Genomic DNA, 15,034 nt, shown 5'->3' with positions numbered 1-15,034 from the left:
GCAACTCTTGCAGCCCGCACGCCAGTCAATCAGTGCCTGAAGTGCCGTGTCCCCGTGAACACCATGGCGATGCCGTGCTCGTCGGCGGCCTTGATCACTTCGTCGTCGCGCATGGAGCCGCCGGGCTGCACCACGGCGGTGGCGCCGGCCTCGATGCAGGCGAGCATGCCGTCGGCGAACGGGAAGAACGCATCCGACGCCACCACCGAGCCCTTGGTGAGCGGCTCGGCGAGCTTCAGCTCGGCCGCCGCATCCTGGGCCTTGCGCGCCGCGATCCGCGCTGAATCCACGCGGCTCATCTGGCCGGCGCCGATGCCGACGGTGGCGAGATCCTTGGCGTAGATGATGGTGTTGGACTTGACGTGCTTCGCCACCCGAAACGCGAACTTCAGGTCGCGCATCTCCGCATCATCAGGCGCACGCTTGGTCACGACCTTGAAAATCATGTCGTCGACCACCGCATTGTCGCGGCTCTGCACGAGAAGGCCGCCCGCCACCGTCTTGGCGGTGAGGCCGGGCGCGCGCGGATCGGGCAGGCTGCCGGCGAGCAGAAGGCGAAGGTTCTTGCGCGCGCCGATGATGGCGATCGCCTCCTCGCTGGCGTCAGGCGCGATGATCACCTCGGTGAAGATCTTTGTAATCTCCCGCGCGGTATCAGCGTCGAGTGCGCGGTTCATCGCGATGATGCCGCCGAAGGCCGAGGTTGAGTCGCAGGCCAGCGCCTTGCGATAGGCACTGACGAGGTCGGAGCCCTCAGCGACGCCGCAGGGGTTGGCATGCTTGACGATGACGCAGGCCGCGGTGCGCCTGGCGTCGAACTCGCCGATGCATTCATAGGCCGCATCGGTGTCGTTGATGTTGTTGTAGGAGAGCTCCTTGCCCTGGAGCTGCCGCGCGGTCGAGACTCCCGGCCGCTTGTCGGGCGTCGCATAGAACGCCGCGGTCTGGTGCGGGTTCTCGCCATAGCGCAGCGACTGGATCAGCTTTCCGCCGAAGGCGCGGAAATCGGGTGCGTCGATTTCGAGCTGACGTGCGAACCAATTCGAGATCGCGGCATCATACGCGCCCGTGCGCGCGTAAGCCTTGGCGGCAAGGCGCCGGCGCAGCTTCAGCGTGGTTGCGCCTTTGTTGGCGGCGAGCTCGTCGAGCACGGCCTTGTAGTCCTCCGCCTCGACCACGACGGCGACGTCGTCATGGTTCTTCGCGGCGGCGCGGATCATCGCGGGGCCGCCGATATCGATGTTCTCGATGCAATCCTCAAAGCCCGCGCCTTTGTCGACGGTCGCCTCGAACGGATAGAGATTGACGACCAGGAGATCGATCGGTGCGATGCCGTGCGCCTTCATCGCTTCCGCATGGTCCTTGTTGTCGCGGATCGCGAGCAGGCCGCCATGCACCTTCGGATGCAGCGTCTTGACGCGGCCGTCCATCATCTCGGGGAAGCCGGTCAGCTCGGAGACGTCCTTCACCTTGAGGCCGGCCGCGGCGATCGCCTTGGAGGTGCCGCCGGTCGAGACCAGCTCGACATCATGCGCGGCAAGCGCCTTTGCGAAGTCGATCAGGCCGGTCTTGTCGGAAACGGAAAGAAGTGCGCGGGTGACGCGGCGGGGCTGGTCAGTCATGAGCAAGATCCTCTGTCTGAAGGAGTAATGCCCAGGCGCGCGGCAGCTATGTCCCACGCTTCCCGATGGTGCTCCATCCAAGGTCGCCAGTCGCGCGAGCGAGGGCTCGATAGCAGTTTTCGGTCGCTTTCACAACGATCAGATGGGGCCGGATCGCGGGCGTTTACAGCGGAAGTTCCGGCTCCCGCCGCGCGTTTCTGCGGGCATTGGTGATCGCCGGCGAGGCGGTGGAGCGCACGAAACTCCAGCGGATCGAGGGCGCCTGCCGCGCATCCTGGCGGATCACGATCTGCGCGGTGCGGCGCGGGCCGTCATTGCCGGCCAGGAACACGCTGTCCTCGAGATCAACCTTGTCGTCCAATGCCTCGAAGGTCCAGACGTCGCGGTTCGGCAGCACCAGCATGACGCCGCGGGCATCGGACAGCCGGCTCGCCTTCACCGCCGCGTGCAGATGGAAGCGCAGCGCGAAATCGGCATCCGCGCCCTTGAAGCGTCCGCCCTGCGGCGGCGATAGCGTGTCCTCACCGTCGATGCGCGCGCCGTCATTGGCGATCATCAGCACGCGGCGGTGGATCGCGCCGAACTTGGCGAGATAGCCATCATGCGACGTCGTCAGCAGCGTGCCGTTCTGCACGATTTCGCGATAGCTCTCGACCTCGACGGGGCCGCTGGTGACGGGCGCGCCATGCAAGAGCCGCTTCATCGCCGACATCTCCACGAACTGGCATGACGAGGTGTCGTGATAGGTCAGCGTCGAATGCGCTGCCGTGCCGCGTGCGAACGGCCGCCAATTGTCGCGGCCCGTGGTCGGCATGCCGCAATTGGTGACGATGCGGCTGATGCCGGAGGACAGTTCGAACGACAGGCAGCCGGCATGGGCGTCATGGCTGACGCCGGCCTGCGGCGGCGGGCCGGTGTCGATGATCACGGTGGTCTGTCCGGCATCGAGGCGCTGGAAACCGGTATGCGGCATGTTCGCCATCGGCGCGCCGTGGGTGTCGTCATAGGCAAGCAGCGTCGCGAGCAGGTCCGAGGGTGTCGCACTCATGCCGTTGAACAGCGCGAAATTGCCGTCGCCGTGGCGAAAGAAGCGCAGCATCGGCATCATGCGGTCGATCGCGTTGAGCAGCGCCGGCGGCGGCGCGATGTTGCGTGCGGCAAAGGTCTGCCGCAGCGGCAACAGGTCGATCAAGAGCTCGATCAGCGCACCCGGGTTGCGCGAGATATGTCCGCCGTCGGGCAGGATCTGCCGCTGCAATTCATCCGAGAGCTTCTTCGAGACGCTGCGGATGTGACTTGCCTGGTTGGCGAGGCACAGCGCCGCATAGCACAGCGCGATCAGCACCTGGAGTTTTGGCACCCCGTCGGGGATGTTGACCATGGTGTAGCGCAGGAAGCGGATCTCGCGCGCCAGCGCGCGCAGATAGCGGCGGTAGAATTTGTTGTCGGTGTCGTTGAGCACCAGCGGCGCCTGCGACAGCAGCGAGATCACGCGTCGCGCCAGCACGTCGGCGCGTCGCGCGACGGCACGGCGCTTGCCGCCGGGGTTGGCGATCCAGTCCTCTATCAGCGCGCGCGCATTCGCGCGTGTCAACGCGGTGTCGGCGGCGCGCAAATGGCGCAACCAGCCGAAGCCGAGCAGCGCGACCTCCCAATCCTCCGACGGCGGCTCGAGATCGAAGATCGAGCGGCCGTGGCAATTGACGATCTTGCCGGCGAAGACGAAGCGGCCGGCATAGATCTCGGCGGCGCGGGTCGCATCCGCGGTGCGCAGGTCATGCGGCGCGATGATCAGCCGGTCGGAGCGGCCGGGCCAGACCCGCGACAGGGCGACGGAACCACCGCTCGCGCGCGCGAGCACATTCCGCGCGAAGCGGTTCATCACCAGCGTCGAGATACGTCTGCGTTGAGCGACCGACACGCCTTGCCTTGATGGGGAGAGGATTCCGACGAATCCTTCTTAATCCCAAAATCGGGCGGCCGACACCACCTTGAACGATGCGAATCAGCGCCGTGGTCGCAAAATCCACTGCAAAATCAGGATTTAACGAGCCGAGCCGCAAAAAATCCGTCGAGCCCGCCGAGCTTGGGATCGGCGTTCGGCAGATGGCTGGGCAGGGTGCGCAAATCGCCCTCGGCGGTGATGATCTCGCTGAGCCCCGACACCTCGGACGCATCGACCGGGACGCGGCGAATCGCAGGCTCTGCGGCCAGTAGCGTGGCGATCGCATGCTCGCCCTCTTCGGGTTCCAGCGAGCAGGTGCAGTAGACCAGCGTTCCGCCGGGCTTGAGCAGCGAGACCGTTTTTTGCAGCAACCGCTGCTGGAGTGTGGTCATCGCGGGGATGTCGGATTCCTGCCGGAGCCAGGACACATCGGGATGGCGTCGGATCGTGCCGGTCGAGGTGCAGGGCGCATCGATCAGGATGCCGTCGAAGCCATCGGCCGGACCCGCCCATTCCACGGCGTCGGCGACGACGGTCTCGGCCTGGAGCGACAACCGCGTCAGATTCTCGCGCAGCCGCGCCACCCGGGCGGGCGAGCGGTCGATGGCCGTGACATGCGCGCCGGCCTGCGCCAGCTGCGCGGTCTTGCCGCCGGGAGCGGCGCAGAGATCGGCGATGGATTTGCCGGCGATGTCGCCGAACAGCCGGGCCGGCAGCGCGGCGGCGGCGTCCTGCACCCACCATTGTCCTTCGGCGAAGCCGGGAAGCATGGTCACCGCGCCGTGCAGCACCGTACGCACCGATCCAGTCGGCAGCACCTCGCCATGTAGCCGGCTCGCCCATTGCGCGGCGTCCGACTTCACGGTCAGATCCAGCGAAGGATCGTGGCTGAGCGCGAGCGCCATGTCCCTTGCGACTGTCTCGCCGTAATGCGCGCTCCAGCGCGCGAGCATCCAGGGCGGCAAATCCAGCGACTGCGCGGCAACCTCTTCCATCAGCGCCTTGCCCTCGCGGGCGCAACGGCGCAGCACGGCGTTGACGAGGCCGGCATAGCGGGCGGCCCGGCGGTCGGACTGCACGAGGCGAACGGAGAGATCGACGGCGGCGTGATCGGGCACGTCCATCCAGAGGATCTGGGCGGCGCCGATCAGCAGCGCGCTCTGCGCGCGCGGCGCATCGGAGGGGATGCCCTTGTCGAGCAGGCGGGACATCACGTGGCCGAGCGTGCCGAGCCGGCGCAGCACGGTGGCGACCAGGCGCCGCATCAGCGCGCGATCGCGGTCGGGAAGCGTCTTCAGTCCGGGATGGGCGCCGCTGCCGTCGAGCTGCTCGTCAAGTGTGCGGTGCTTCTGCAGCACGCCGTCGACGATGTCGGCAGCAATCCGCCGCGCGGCAAGACCAGGCACTTCGGATGGAGGGGCAAAACGTTGAGATGGCATGCGGAAGCAAGGTTCTCAGCAAGCGGCAGTTCCGCCGCAATGGGCGCATGCCTTGAGGACGCGATCTCTGACACGCGAATATGCCAAATGTAAGAATCGCTTCCGGGTTTTTCGACCCTTTCGGAGCAATTTCAGGAATGCGTTATTGGGCGTCGCGCCGCGGATCGTCCTGCGCTAGAAATTCGACGATGAGTGACCGGCCTCACGTTTCCGACCGCAAGCCGCTATCGCCGGCGGCCCAGCGAGCGCTGGCCGAAGCCGAAGCGCGCCGGCAGGCTGCGGCGGTGGCGCATGCCGAAGCTGCGCCGAAAGAGGTGCAGGGACCAAAGGGACCCGAGCCCACCCGGTACGGTGATTGGGAACGAAAAGGCATCGCCTCGGACTTTTGAGGCGCGTTTCACGCACACTTGCCGGTGCAGCCGACTCAGCCCTAGCGTGCGCGAATGCCGCGCTTCGATCCCAGCCATCAGTATCGACCCTCATTCCGCGGCTCGCCGTTCGGCCGTCGTTTCTCCGGATTGTTGCCGTGGATGTTCGTGGTCGGCGTCGCGCTGGCGGCTGTGCTCATCTTCAGGCACGGGACGAACTGGACGGTCCCGCACCCGGATGGCGGCGGCACGCGGGACGCCGAGATCGTGCTCCAGCAGGGCGGCCATCCCGATCGTCGCGAGTCGGTCGACGTCGTTCGCACCATTGACGGTGACACCTTTCTCGCGCGTTTTCGTCAGCGCGACGGCCGCGATCTCGTCGTGCGCGTTCGCTTGCGCGGCATCGACGCACCCGAGATGAAAGCATCCTGCCAGGAGGAACTGGACAAGGCCGAAGCCGCGGCCCGCGCATTGCGCGATCTGCTCGGCCAGGGCGGCGTGACGATCACCAATCTTGGCCCTGACAAATATGGTCGGGTTCTCGCCGACGTCGCGACCAGGCGAACCGCCAACGTTTCGGCGGTGTTGCTCGCCGGCGGTTACGCACGGAGCTACAATGGCGGCCATCGCGACGGCTGGTGCGCGCACGGTTGGCGCTTCTGGTAACAAGAAAGCCGCGTCAACGGACGCGGCTCTTGTTGTCGGGATCTCGTCCCGGGGATCAGCGCGTCACGACCACCGTGGTGCCGACCGAGACGCGGCTGTAGAGATCGGTGATGTCGTCGTTGAGCATGCGGATGCAGCCATAGGAGACGAAGCCGCCGACCGAGCCCGGCACGTTGGTGCCGTGGATCGCGTATTCCCCGCCGGACAGCGTCATCGCCGCGACGCCCATCGGATTGCGCGGCGAGCCGCCCGGAATGACGTCAGGGATGCTCGGCTTGTCGCGCTTCACCTCGGCAGGCGGCGACCAGGCCGGATTGCGGTACTTGCCGTCGATGCGGGTGGTGCCGGCCCACTGCTTGCCGGACTTGCCGACGCCCACCGGATAGCGCACGGCGTGGCCGTTATCGAGGACGAGATAGAGCCGACGCTCGTTGGTTTTGACCACGATGGTGCCCGGCGAATAGTCGGCCAGGTGCGTCCCCACCATTTCCGGCCGGGCCTGCGCCGCGGTCGACATCACGACCACCGCTCCGATGGTGGCAGCCAGCGCCACTGCAATCCTGATCGACATCGATTTTCCCCTTGACCCGAACCAATCGTCCAAAATGACGCACAACCGGCAATCGCCGACCCGCCAAGTCCTCGTTAGGGGGCATTCTTAACCGCGCCTGTTAACCGGATGGTTTCCACGCACGGCCGCCAAGGGCCAGCCAGCAGGGGGAACAAAGGAAATGTTCGAAACAAAGTAAATGACTTGAAAACAACACTCAGCCGGAAACATGCGGGCGCGCGGGCACGCGCCCCGACGAACGCGTGAGCGTGTGAACCGCTGTTGTTTGGGGGCGCTAACGCGGAGATGCGGTCTCGTGTCCCGGACGCGGCGCAGCGCGAAGCGGTGCGACGCAGAGCCGGGACCCAGAAAGCCACAGAGTCCGCTGTTGCATGGACCCCGGCTCTGCAGCGCACCGCTAACTGGACGATGCTTCGCATCGCCAGGGCTGCGCAGCGTCCGGGGCACGAGAGACCCTGGCTCAGACCGACTTCTTGTTCTGCCGGTTCTTGACGAGATCGTCGACCACCGCGGGATCGGCCAAGGTCGAGGTATCGCCGAGGCTGCCGGGTTCGTCCTCGGCGATCTTGCGCAGGATGCGGCGCATGATCTTGCCGGAGCGGGTCTTGGGCAGGCCGGGCGCGAACTGGATCTGGTCGGGCGAGGCGATCGGGCCGATCTCCTTGCGCACCCAGGTGACAAGCTCCTTGCGCAAATCCTCGGTCGGCTCGACGCCGGCCATCAGGGTCACATAGGCGTAGATGCCCTGGCCCTTGATGTCGTGCGGGAAGCCGACGACGGCGGCCTCCGACACCTTCTCATGCGCGACCAACGCGCTCTCGACTTCGGCCGTGCCCATGCGATGGCCGGAGACGTTGATGACGTCATCGACGCGGCCGGTGATCCAGTAATAACCGTCAGCATCGCGTCGGCAGCCGTCGCCGGTGAAGTACTTGCCCTTGTAGGTCGAGAAATAGGTCTGCTCGAAGCGGGCGTGGTCGCCATAGACCGTGCGCATCTGGCCCGGCCATGATCGCGTCAGGCACAGATTGCCTGACGTCTCGCCGTCCAGCACCTTGCCGTCGGCGTCGACGATCTCAGGCACCACGCCGAAGAACGGCTGCGTCGCCGAGCCCGGCTTCAGCTTGGTCGCGCCCGGCAGCGGTGTGATCAAAATGCCGCCTGTCTCGGTCTGCCACCAGGTGTCGACGATCGGGCAGCGGTCGTCACCGACGACGCGGTGATACCACTCCCAGGCTTCCGGATTGATTGGCTCACCGACCGAGCCCAGCAGGCGCAAGCTGGCGCGCGAGGTCTTCTTCACGGGCTCGTCGCCGAACTGCATCAGCGCGCGGATCGCGGTCGGCGCGGTGTAGAAGATGTTGACCTTGTGCTTGTCGATGACGTTCCAGAATCGCGAATTATCCGGGTAATTCGGCACGCCTTCGAACATCAGCGTGGTCGCGCCGTTGGCGAGCGGTCCGTACAGAATGTAGCTGTGGCCGGTCACCCAGCCGACGTCGGCGGTGCACCAGTAGATGTCGCCGTCGTGATAGTCGAAGACGTATTGATGCGTCATCGCGGCGAACAGGAGATAGCCGGCGGAGGTGTGCAGCACGCCCTTCGGCTGGCCGGTCGAGCCCGACGTATAGAGGATGAACAGCGGATCTTCGGCGTGCATGTGCTCGACCCGGCATTCCGTCGTCACCATCGCGGCAGCCTCGTGATACCAGAGGTCGCGCGTCGGGTTCATGTCGACCTTGCCGCCGGTGCGCTTGACCACGACGACCCAGTCGACGCCGTCTGACTTGGCGAGCGCCGCGTCCACATTGGCCTTCAGCGGCACCCTCTTGCCGCCGCGCAGGCCCTCGTCGGCGGTGATAATCACCTTGGACTGGCAGTCGTTGATGCGCTGGGCGAGGCTGTCGGGCGAGAAGCCGGCGAACACCACGGAGTGAACCGCGCCGATCCGCGCGCAGGCCAGCATCGCGTAGGCCGCTTCCGGAATCATCGGCAGGTAGATGGTGACGCGATCGCCCTTCTTGACGTTGCGGGTGCGCAGGATGTTGGCCATCCGGCAGACCTCGTCGTGCAGCTCCTTGTAGGTGATGTGCTTGGACTGCGAGGGATCGTCGCCTTCCCAGATGATCGCGGTCTGGTTGGCGCGGGTGTGGAGATGCCGGTCGATGCAGTTATGGGCGACGTTGAGGACGCCGTCCTCGAACCATTTGATCGAGATGTTGCCGGGCGCGAAGGAGACGTTCTCGATCTTCGTCGGCGCGTGCATCCAGTCGACGCGCTTGGCCTGCTCGGCCCAGAAGGCGTTCGGGTCCGAGATCGAGCGGGCGTACATGTCCTTGTACTTGGCCTGGTCGATCCAGGCGCGCTTCGCCCATTCCGCGGGGACGTCGTAGATCTTCTCGGACATGTTTCCCTCCCTCCACATACGGCAAGCCGAGCACGGGCCACTGGCGAGCCGGCTTGATCGTTGAGCTGATTATGCGTCGGGCTAACCGGACCCGACAAGGTGCACAAGCTGGACCTTCGGCGAGCGCCCGGCCAGGCGAAGGATCAAGGCCATCGGGCCGGACTGTCGCAGATCTGGAACAGGCCGGGGCGGCTTTCGGGCCTTTGCCCAAACCCTCGGAACAGGCCGCCGCAGAGCCCCATGCATTCGCCAGAGGTATTTAGAAACCGCACCTCACTGATTCGGGACTCGCAATGCCGTTCGGAACACCCTAAGTGGCTAACCCGGGTCCAACGAGACCCTTGGAACAAAGATCAGAATAGCGGCATTGACCGATAACAGACAGGGCTAAGGCTTAAGACTATGATGGATCAGCAGAATTTCGGGACGATACGGCCCGCTTCAGCCGATCCTGCAGCCGTTGCGCTGGCCAAAGCACTCGGACAATGGCCGAAACCGGCAGGTTCCGCCCGTCTTAGCCCGAAAAAAGCGTTCGACACGGCGCCTGCTGCAACGGTCGAGGCGCTCGCCAAGGAACTGGGCCTGCGGCTCGGCGACCAGAACGAGCTGAAGATCCGGCGCATCAAGCGCGGCAAGGGCTATTCCTTCGTCCGTCCCAATGGCGCGCATATCCGCGATGCCCGCACCATCCGCCGGCTGCATTCCATGGCGGTGCCACCGGCCTATCGCGAGGTGCGCTACTCGGCCGATCCGAGCTCGCATCTCCAAGCGGTGGGACGCGATGCCGCGGGCCGGCTGCAATATCGCTATCACGCCGATTGGGAGAAGGTCCGCGAGCAACGCAAGGCGCATCGGCTGGAGAAACTCGTCGGCGCGCTGCCAAAGATCCGGCGCAAGGTTTCGGCGTTCCTGTCGGGCGAGGAGCCGACGCGCGAGTTCGCGCTCTCGGCCGTGATCGAACTGATTGCGCGCACCGCGATCCGCCCCGGCAACGAATCCTACGCCCGCCTCAACGGCACCCGCGGCGCCACCACGCTGCTGAAGTCCAACGTCACGCTAGAAGACGATTGCTTCGTGCTGACCTTCAAGGCGAAGGGCGGCAAGGCGGTGCGGAAAGAGTGTGATGCTTCCAAGCTGGTGCGTGCCATCGGCATTTTGCAGGACGTTCCCGGCAAGCGCATGTTCCAGTATCGCGATGCCTACGACGTCGTGCGCGCGGTGAACACCACGCAGGTGAACGCGTTCCTGCGCGAGATCGCCGGCATCAAGATCTCGCTGAAGGATTTTCGTACGCTGATGGCGTCCGCCGTCGTCGTGGAATCGCTGTCGCGGATCACCCCGGCGACCAGTCAGCACGGCCGCAAGAAGCAGGTGCTGGAAGCGATCCGCGCCGCCGCCGACCAGCTCTCCAATACGCCGGCGATCTGCCGCAAGAGCTATGTGCATGACACCATCGTCACCGCGTTCGAGGACGGCATCCTCGAGCGCTTCGCCGCGACCATGAAGGGCCAGCGTTCGCAGGCCAGGCGCGAGCAACTCTTGCAGCAGGTGGTGGCGACCGCGGCGGTCTGACCTTCTCCCGTCGCTACGCCTTGTTGGAAACACCCCTGTCGGGACCGGGATCGCTGCCTGCGGCCGCGGTCGTGAGCCGTTCCAGATAATGCGTCCATCCCGTCGCGTGGGCGGCAGCCTGTTCCTCGGTCGGCAGTCCGCTATGGGTCATGCGCAGCAGCGTGCCGCCGTCGCGTTCGATCAGGTCGATCTCGATCAGGCTCGAGCCGGGCGGCACTTCCTGGCCGCTCTCCCATCCAAAAGTGTAGGCGAGACGATGCACCGGCACGACTTCGCGGAACGCGCCGCGGGCGACGCTGCCGCGCGGGCCGATGCCTTTGAGCAGATACAGCCCGCCGGGATGCGGCTCCGTGGTCGCGTCTGAGCCCATCCAGCTCAAAATCTTCTCGGGGTCGGTCAGGTAAGCGAAAACGGTGGCGCGTGGGGCCGCGATCTGGGTCTCGCGTCGCACTATGAACGGCTCGGTCATCGGCGATCATCCCTGGGCTGACACTGGGACATGGCGGCGCTCGCGCGGCCCGTCAAGGATTGCCCGTGACAAAGACGGCCTGCCTTCGTCATGATCGGACCATGCACCTCTCGCCGACGCTCGCCTGGCTTGTCGATGCCGCCGCCGATAGCGCCGGGGCCGACCGCCTGCTCACGGAACTCGGCGCACATCTGGTCGCTGACGGCGTGCCGCTTGCGGCAGGCAGCCTGACGCTGGAGGTGCCACATCCGCTGATCGCGAAGCGGACCTGGTTGTGGCGCGCGGAGAGCGGCCGGGTGATCGAAGCGCTTGGCTTCGCACCAAGCGGCCTCGCGCCCGACACGCCCAACGATGCCGGCCGCCGCTGGCTGCGCGACATCGCGGACGGTGAGGTGCACGAAGACGCGGTCGGACCGCCCGATGGGCCTTTGCTCGGCTGGATCGGGCCGCGTCCGTTCACCGCGGACGAGATCGAGCAATTGCGCCAGGCTGCGCGCTTTGCTGCGACGCCCCTTGCGGTGCTTGCCGCGCGTGCAACGTTGCGCGCGACGTTGGATGCTTATCTTGGCAAGCGCAGTGCGGAGCGGGTACTGGCGGCACCCCTGCGCCGCGATCTCGGCGAGACCATACAGGCCGCGCTGCTCTATGCCGATCTGCGCAACTTCACGCTCCTGTCGGAAGCCACGCCGCCTGCCGACGTCATCGCGGCGCTCGATGCCTGGTTCGATCGGATTGCCGGCGCGGTTCACGCCTTCGGCGGCGAGGTGCTGAAATTCATCGGCGACGGTGTGCTGGCGATCTTTCCGGTGGTCGAGGCGTCCCCGCGCCACGCCTGCGATGCGGCTCTGCGCGCCGCGAGCGCAGCCGAAGCCGGGATGACGTATCTCAACGCGGAACGCCGCGCCCAAGGTCTGCCGCCGCTCGCGTTCGGCGCGGCGCTGCATCTCGGCGGGATGCTCTGGGGCAATATCGGCGCCGCCAACCGGCTCGATTTCACGGCGATCGGTCCCGCCGTCAATCTCGCCAGCCGGCTCGAAGGATTGTGCAAGCCGCTCGGCAGAACCGTGCTGGTGTCGGGCGCGGTCGCCGCCGAGACGGACATGCCTCTGATCGCGCTTGGATCGCATTCGCTACGCGGCATCGCTGCGCCATGTGAGGTGTTTGCGTTGCCGGAGACGCAAGCTCGGATATCGTAGCGCTGATGGAGCAAAGCTAATCCCGGATCGGACTACACACCTGCAATTGCAGCAACTACATCCCACCCATCTTGCAGACGAGCTTCCATTCCTCGGCCGTCACCGGCTGCACCGAGAGGCGCGAATACTTCACCAGGGCCATGTCGGCGAGTTTCTTCTCGGCCTTGATCGTGGCCATCGTTACCGGCGTCTTCAAGGGTTTGTCGGCCTTGATGTCGACGCAGACGAATTTTGCGGTCTTGTCGGTCGGATCGGGATAGGCTTCCTTGATGATCTCCGCGATGCCGACGATCTCCTTGCCCTCGTTGGAATGATAGAAGAACGCCTTGTCGCCCTTCTTCATGTTCACGAGGTTTATGCGCGCGGTGTAATTGCGCACGCCGGTCCAGGCTTCGCCCTTGGCGCCCTTCGCCACCTGCTGGTCCCAGGACCACACCGACGGTTCGGATTTCACCAGCCAGTAGTTCATCGCAAACTCACCTCATTGTTGTTGGACCGGGATCCCTGCGGTTCGCTGCTAGGCTAAACAGCGCGCACAGGTCGTTAAGTGCAACCTGCGACGCGGTAGAGGCCGCCGTCATTCCTCAGCCTTGAACGGCCTTGTCAGCAGCCCTTCGATCGCGGCGTCAATCGTCAACCGGCCATCCAGGATGGCAGCCACTGCCTGGGAGACCGGCATGTCGACGTGCCGCGCGGCCGCGAGCTCGACCAGCACGGGCGCAGTGAATGCACCTTCCGCAAGCTTGCCCGCCGGCGCCGCCTCTCCGCGACCGAGCGCTATCCCGAGCGCGAAATTGCGCGATTGCGCGGTCGAACAGCTCAGGAGCAGGTCGCCGAGACCGGAGAGGCCGGAGAGCGTTTCCGTGCGCGCGCCACAGGCGCGGCCGAGCCGCGCCAGCTCGCTGAAGCCGCGCGTGGTCAGTGCGGCGAGCGCGGAGGCGCCGAGCTTGCGGCCGACCACGATGCCGGCGGCAATCGCCAGCACGTTCTTGGCCGCGCCGCCGATCTCGACGCCGCGGACATCCGTTGTGTGATAGGGCCGGAAGGTCGCCGAGCCCAGCGCCTGCACGAGGCTGCTGGCCAGCGCTTCTTCCACCGCCGCCAGCGTTACCGCAGTCGGCAGGCCGCGCGCGACGTCGTCGGCAAAGCTTGGGCCCGACAGGATCGCCGGCTGCGCGTGAGGCGCGGCCTCCGCGATCACGTCGGTCATGAATTTGTGCGTGCCGTGCTCGATGCCCTTGGCGCAGGCGACGATCGGCACCGGCTTTGCGAGGTGCGAAGCCAGCATGTTGACCGCGCCGCGCAGATGCTGCGCCGGCGTCGCGATCAGCAGCATGTCCGCGCGCGCCGCCATGGTGAGATCGCTCGTGACGATGATCTCCGGCGCGATCCGTACGCCGGGCAGCCGCGGATTGTCGCGGCTCGATGCGATTCGTATTGCGTGCTCGGCATTGCGAGCCCAGAGCGTCACGTTTCGTCCGGCTCGCGCAGCCACAGTCGCGAGCGCCGTGCCCCAGGCGCCTGCACCGATCACCGCGACGGATCGGAACGCTGTCATTGCTAGTATCCCGCCCGCGTTTTGCCGTACCCAGCCGGTGCCGTCGCGTTCGCGTCGAGCGACCAGCGCGCGCGGGGCTGCGCTTCCATCGTGTCGGTCATGCCGAGCGCGAGACGTTCGGCGCCGGCCCAGGCGATCATCGCGCCGTTGTCGGTGCAGAGTGCGGGCGGTGGCATGATCAGTTGCGTTCCGGCTTTCCTCGCAACGTCATGCAGGGCGCCGCGGATAGCCTGGTTGGCGGCGACACCGCCGGCCGCCACCAGCGCACGCGGCGCGCCGAACTGCTCGCGGAAAAGTTTGAGACCGACGCTCAACCGGTCCGCGGTGGAGTCGAGCACGGCAGCCTGAAAACTCGCGCAGAGATCGCTGACGTCCTGCGGCGTGATCTCAGCTAGCCGGCTCGCTTCGTTGCGCACCGCCGTCTTCAATCCCGACAACGAGAAATTGGCGTCGGGGCGTCCTTGCATCGGCCGCGGAAACGCAAATCGCCCCGGATCGCCGCTTGTTGCCGCGCGTTCGACCTGCGGGCCGCCCGGATAGGGCAGGCCCAGCATCTTCGCGACCTTGTCGAAGGCCTCGCCGATCGCGTCGTCCACGGTGGTGCCGAGCCGCACATACTGGCCGACGCCGGTGACCGCAACGATCTGGGTATGGCCGCCCGAGGCGAGGAACAGGCAATAGGGAAATTCGAGTGCATCGGTGAGGCGCGGCGTCAGCGCATGCGCTTCGAGGTGGTTCACCGCGACCAGCGGCGTGGCGTGGACCATCGCGATCGCCTTCGCGGTGGTGAGACCGACGATGACGCCGCCGATCAATCCGGGGCCCGCGGCGGCCGCGACACCGTTGAGCTGGGTGAAGTCGATGCCGGCCTCCTGCATGGCGCGGTCGATGATGCCGTCGAGCAGGTCGACATGGGCGCGTGCGGCGATCTCCGGCACGACGCCGCCGAAACGGGCATGCTCCTCGACCTGCGACCGCACGATATTGGACAGGATCTTGCCGCTGCCGTCAGGCGTGCGCTCGATCACGGCCGCGGCGGTCTCGTCGCAGGTGGTTTCTATGCCCAGTACCAGCATTGGCGAATTGGTATCCAATCTGCGCCCTTCTCACCCCTTGCGCTCATCCGCAAAGCAGAGTTCTGGTACGTCCGGTAGCATTCCGGGGTCGGCTTGCGCAATCGCCACGCGCAGCTCTCCTCGTGAATGCGTCACCGCCACGTGC

Annotated in this window: 13 protein-coding genes and 1 riboswitch; of the genes, 4 read left to right on the top strand and 9 right to left on the bottom strand. The window is 66.0% G+C overall.

Features of this window, described 5'->3' with window-relative positions; translation table 11 throughout:
- Window positions 1-29: 29 nt before the first annotated feature.
- The 3 genes from purH to IVA74_RS36730 all read right to left on the bottom strand — a co-directional run bounded on the left by purH (window position 30) and on the right by IVA74_RS36730 (window position 5,006).
- Complete coding sequence (gene purH / locus IVA74_RS36740; RefSeq protein WP_247352482.1) at window positions 30-1,622, bottom strand: bifunctional phosphoribosylaminoimidazolecarboxamide formyltransferase/IMP cyclohydrolase; 1,593 nt, start codon at window positions 1,620-1,622, stop codon at window positions 30-32.
- Between the two features lie 22 nt (window positions 1,623-1,644).
- A riboswitch (ZMP/ZTP riboswitch) is annotated at window positions 1,645-1,726 on the bottom strand.
- A gap of 59 nt (window positions 1,727-1,785) precedes the next feature.
- On the bottom strand, window positions 1,786-3,504 hold the full coding sequence (locus IVA74_RS36735) for a heparinase II/III family protein (RefSeq protein WP_247352890.1): 1,719 nt from the start codon (window positions 3,502-3,504) through the stop codon (window positions 1,786-1,788).
- Window positions 3,505-3,659: 155 nt separating this feature from the next.
- The gene (locus IVA74_RS36730; protein ID WP_247352479.1) at window positions 3,660-5,006 is read right to left on the bottom strand and encodes a transcription antitermination factor NusB; all 1,347 of its coding nucleotides are present in this window, start codon (window positions 5,004-5,006) and stop codon (window positions 3,660-3,662) included.
- Between the two features lie 188 nt (window positions 5,007-5,194).
- Between IVA74_RS36730 and IVA74_RS36725 the strand changes: the two genes are divergently transcribed.
- Both IVA74_RS36725 and IVA74_RS36720 read left to right on the top strand, forming a co-directional pair.
- Window positions 5,195-5,395, top strand: a complete 201-nt coding sequence (locus IVA74_RS36725) for a DUF1674 domain-containing protein (protein ID WP_247352478.1) — start codon at window positions 5,195-5,197, stop codon at window positions 5,393-5,395.
- Window positions 5,396-5,449: 54 nt separating this feature from the next.
- On the top strand, window positions 5,450-6,040 hold the full coding sequence (locus IVA74_RS36720) for a thermonuclease family protein (RefSeq protein ID WP_247352476.1): 591 nt from the start codon (window positions 5,450-5,452) through the stop codon (window positions 6,038-6,040).
- 55 nt (window positions 6,041-6,095) lie between these two features.
- Here the strand turns inward: IVA74_RS36720 and IVA74_RS36715 are convergent, their stop codons facing one another.
- Together IVA74_RS36715 and acs are read right to left on the bottom strand one after the other, a co-directional pair.
- Entirely contained in the window at window positions 6,096-6,611 is a 516-nt protein-coding gene (locus IVA74_RS36715; RefSeq protein ID WP_247352474.1) for a L,D-transpeptidase, read from the bottom strand.
- Between the two features lie 460 nt (window positions 6,612-7,071).
- Entirely contained in the window at window positions 7,072-9,018 is a 1,947-nt protein-coding gene (gene acs, locus IVA74_RS36710) for an acetate--CoA ligase (RefSeq protein ID WP_247352472.1), read from the bottom strand.
- Window positions 9,019-9,420: 402 nt separating this feature from the next.
- Between acs and IVA74_RS36705 the strand changes: the two genes are divergently transcribed.
- Window positions 9,421-10,590, top strand: coding sequence for a DNA topoisomerase IB (locus IVA74_RS36705; protein ID WP_247352470.1), 1,170 nt, complete (start codon window positions 9,421-9,423; stop codon window positions 10,588-10,590).
- A 13-nt stretch (window positions 10,591-10,603) separates the two neighbouring features.
- On the opposite strand, the gene IVA74_RS36700 is transcribed toward IVA74_RS36705, so the two are convergent.
- On the bottom strand, window positions 10,604-11,059 hold the full coding sequence (locus tag IVA74_RS36700; RefSeq protein WP_247352468.1) for an SRPBCC family protein: 456 nt from the start codon (window positions 11,057-11,059) through the stop codon (window positions 10,604-10,606).
- Between the two features lie 101 nt (window positions 11,060-11,160).
- Here IVA74_RS36700 and IVA74_RS36695 point away from each other — a divergent pair, with 101 nt between their 5' ends.
- Window positions 11,161-12,255: an adenylate/guanylate cyclase domain-containing protein gene (locus IVA74_RS36695; RefSeq protein WP_247352888.1), complete on the top strand. Its 1,095-nt coding sequence runs from the start codon at window positions 11,161-11,163 to the stop codon at window positions 12,253-12,255.
- A 55-nt stretch (window positions 12,256-12,310) separates the two neighbouring features.
- Here IVA74_RS36695 and IVA74_RS36690 read toward each other — a convergent pair whose 3' ends face one another.
- From IVA74_RS36690 to tsaD, 3 genes are all read right to left on the bottom strand, one after another.
- Window positions 12,311-12,724 (bottom strand): EVE domain-containing protein, encoded by a 414-nt coding sequence (locus IVA74_RS36690; protein ID WP_247352467.1) that lies wholly within the window; start codon window positions 12,722-12,724, stop codon window positions 12,311-12,313.
- A 108-nt stretch (window positions 12,725-12,832) separates the two neighbouring features.
- Window positions 12,833-13,813 carry an NAD(P)H-dependent glycerol-3-phosphate dehydrogenase gene (locus IVA74_RS36685; protein ID WP_247352465.1) on the bottom strand — a complete coding sequence of 327 codons (981 nt, stop codon included), beginning with the start codon at window positions 13,811-13,813 and terminating at the stop codon, window positions 12,833-12,835.
- A 2-nt stretch (window positions 13,814-13,815) separates the two neighbouring features.
- Complete coding sequence (tsaD, locus tag IVA74_RS36680) at window positions 13,816-14,889, bottom strand: tRNA (adenosine(37)-N6)-threonylcarbamoyltransferase complex transferase subunit TsaD (RefSeq protein WP_247352463.1); 1,074 nt, start codon at window positions 14,887-14,889, stop codon at window positions 13,816-13,818.
- Window positions 14,890-15,034 lie beyond the last annotated feature (145 nt).

Source organism: Bradyrhizobium sp. 132, assembly GCF_023074185.1.
GTDB lineage: Bacteria > Pseudomonadota > Alphaproteobacteria > Rhizobiales > Xanthobacteraceae > Bradyrhizobium.
The sequence above is the reverse complement of the archived record's forward strand: the minus strand, read 5'-3'. Positions and strand labels throughout refer to the sequence as shown.

Bases quoted from the DNA above. Each gene is read 5' to 3' on its own strand.
- purH (WP_247352482.1), bottom strand. From the start codon at position 1,622: ATGACTGACCAGCCCCGCCGCGTCACCCGCGCACTTCTTTCCGTTTCC.
- IVA74_RS36735 (WP_247352890.1), bottom strand. From the start codon at position 3,504: ATGAACCGCTTCGCGCGGAATGTGCTCGCGCGCGCGAGCGGTGGTTCC.
- IVA74_RS36730 (WP_247352479.1), bottom strand. From the start codon at position 5,006: ATGCCATCTCAACGTTTTGCCCCTCCATCCGAAGTGCCTGGTCTTGCC.
- IVA74_RS36725 (WP_247352478.1), top strand. From the start codon at position 5,195: ATGAGTGACCGGCCTCACGTTTCCGACCGCAAGCCGCTATCGCCGGCG.
- IVA74_RS36720 (WP_247352476.1), top strand. From the start codon at position 5,450: ATGCCGCGCTTCGATCCCAGCCATCAGTATCGACCCTCATTCCGCGGC.
- IVA74_RS36715 (WP_247352474.1), bottom strand. From the start codon at position 6,611: ATGTCGATCAGGATTGCAGTGGCGCTGGCTGCCACCATCGGAGCGGTG.
- acs (WP_247352472.1), bottom strand. From the start codon at position 9,018: ATGTCCGAGAAGATCTACGACGTCCCCGCGGAATGGGCGAAGCGCGCC.
- IVA74_RS36705 (WP_247352470.1), top strand. From the start codon at position 9,421: ATGATGGATCAGCAGAATTTCGGGACGATACGGCCCGCTTCAGCCGAT.
- IVA74_RS36700 (WP_247352468.1), bottom strand. From the start codon at position 11,059: ATGACCGAGCCGTTCATAGTGCGACGCGAGACCCAGATCGCGGCCCCA.
- IVA74_RS36695 (WP_247352888.1), top strand. From the start codon at position 11,161: ATGCACCTCTCGCCGACGCTCGCCTGGCTTGTCGATGCCGCCGCCGAT.
- IVA74_RS36690 (WP_247352467.1), bottom strand. From the start codon at position 12,724: ATGAACTACTGGCTGGTGAAATCCGAACCGTCGGTGTGGTCCTGGGAC.
- IVA74_RS36685 (WP_247352465.1), bottom strand. From the start codon at position 13,813: ATGACAGCGTTCCGATCCGTCGCGGTGATCGGTGCAGGCGCCTGGGGC.
- tsaD (WP_247352463.1), bottom strand. From the start codon at position 14,889: ATGCTGGTACTGGGCATAGAAACCACCTGCGACGAGACCGCCGCGGCC.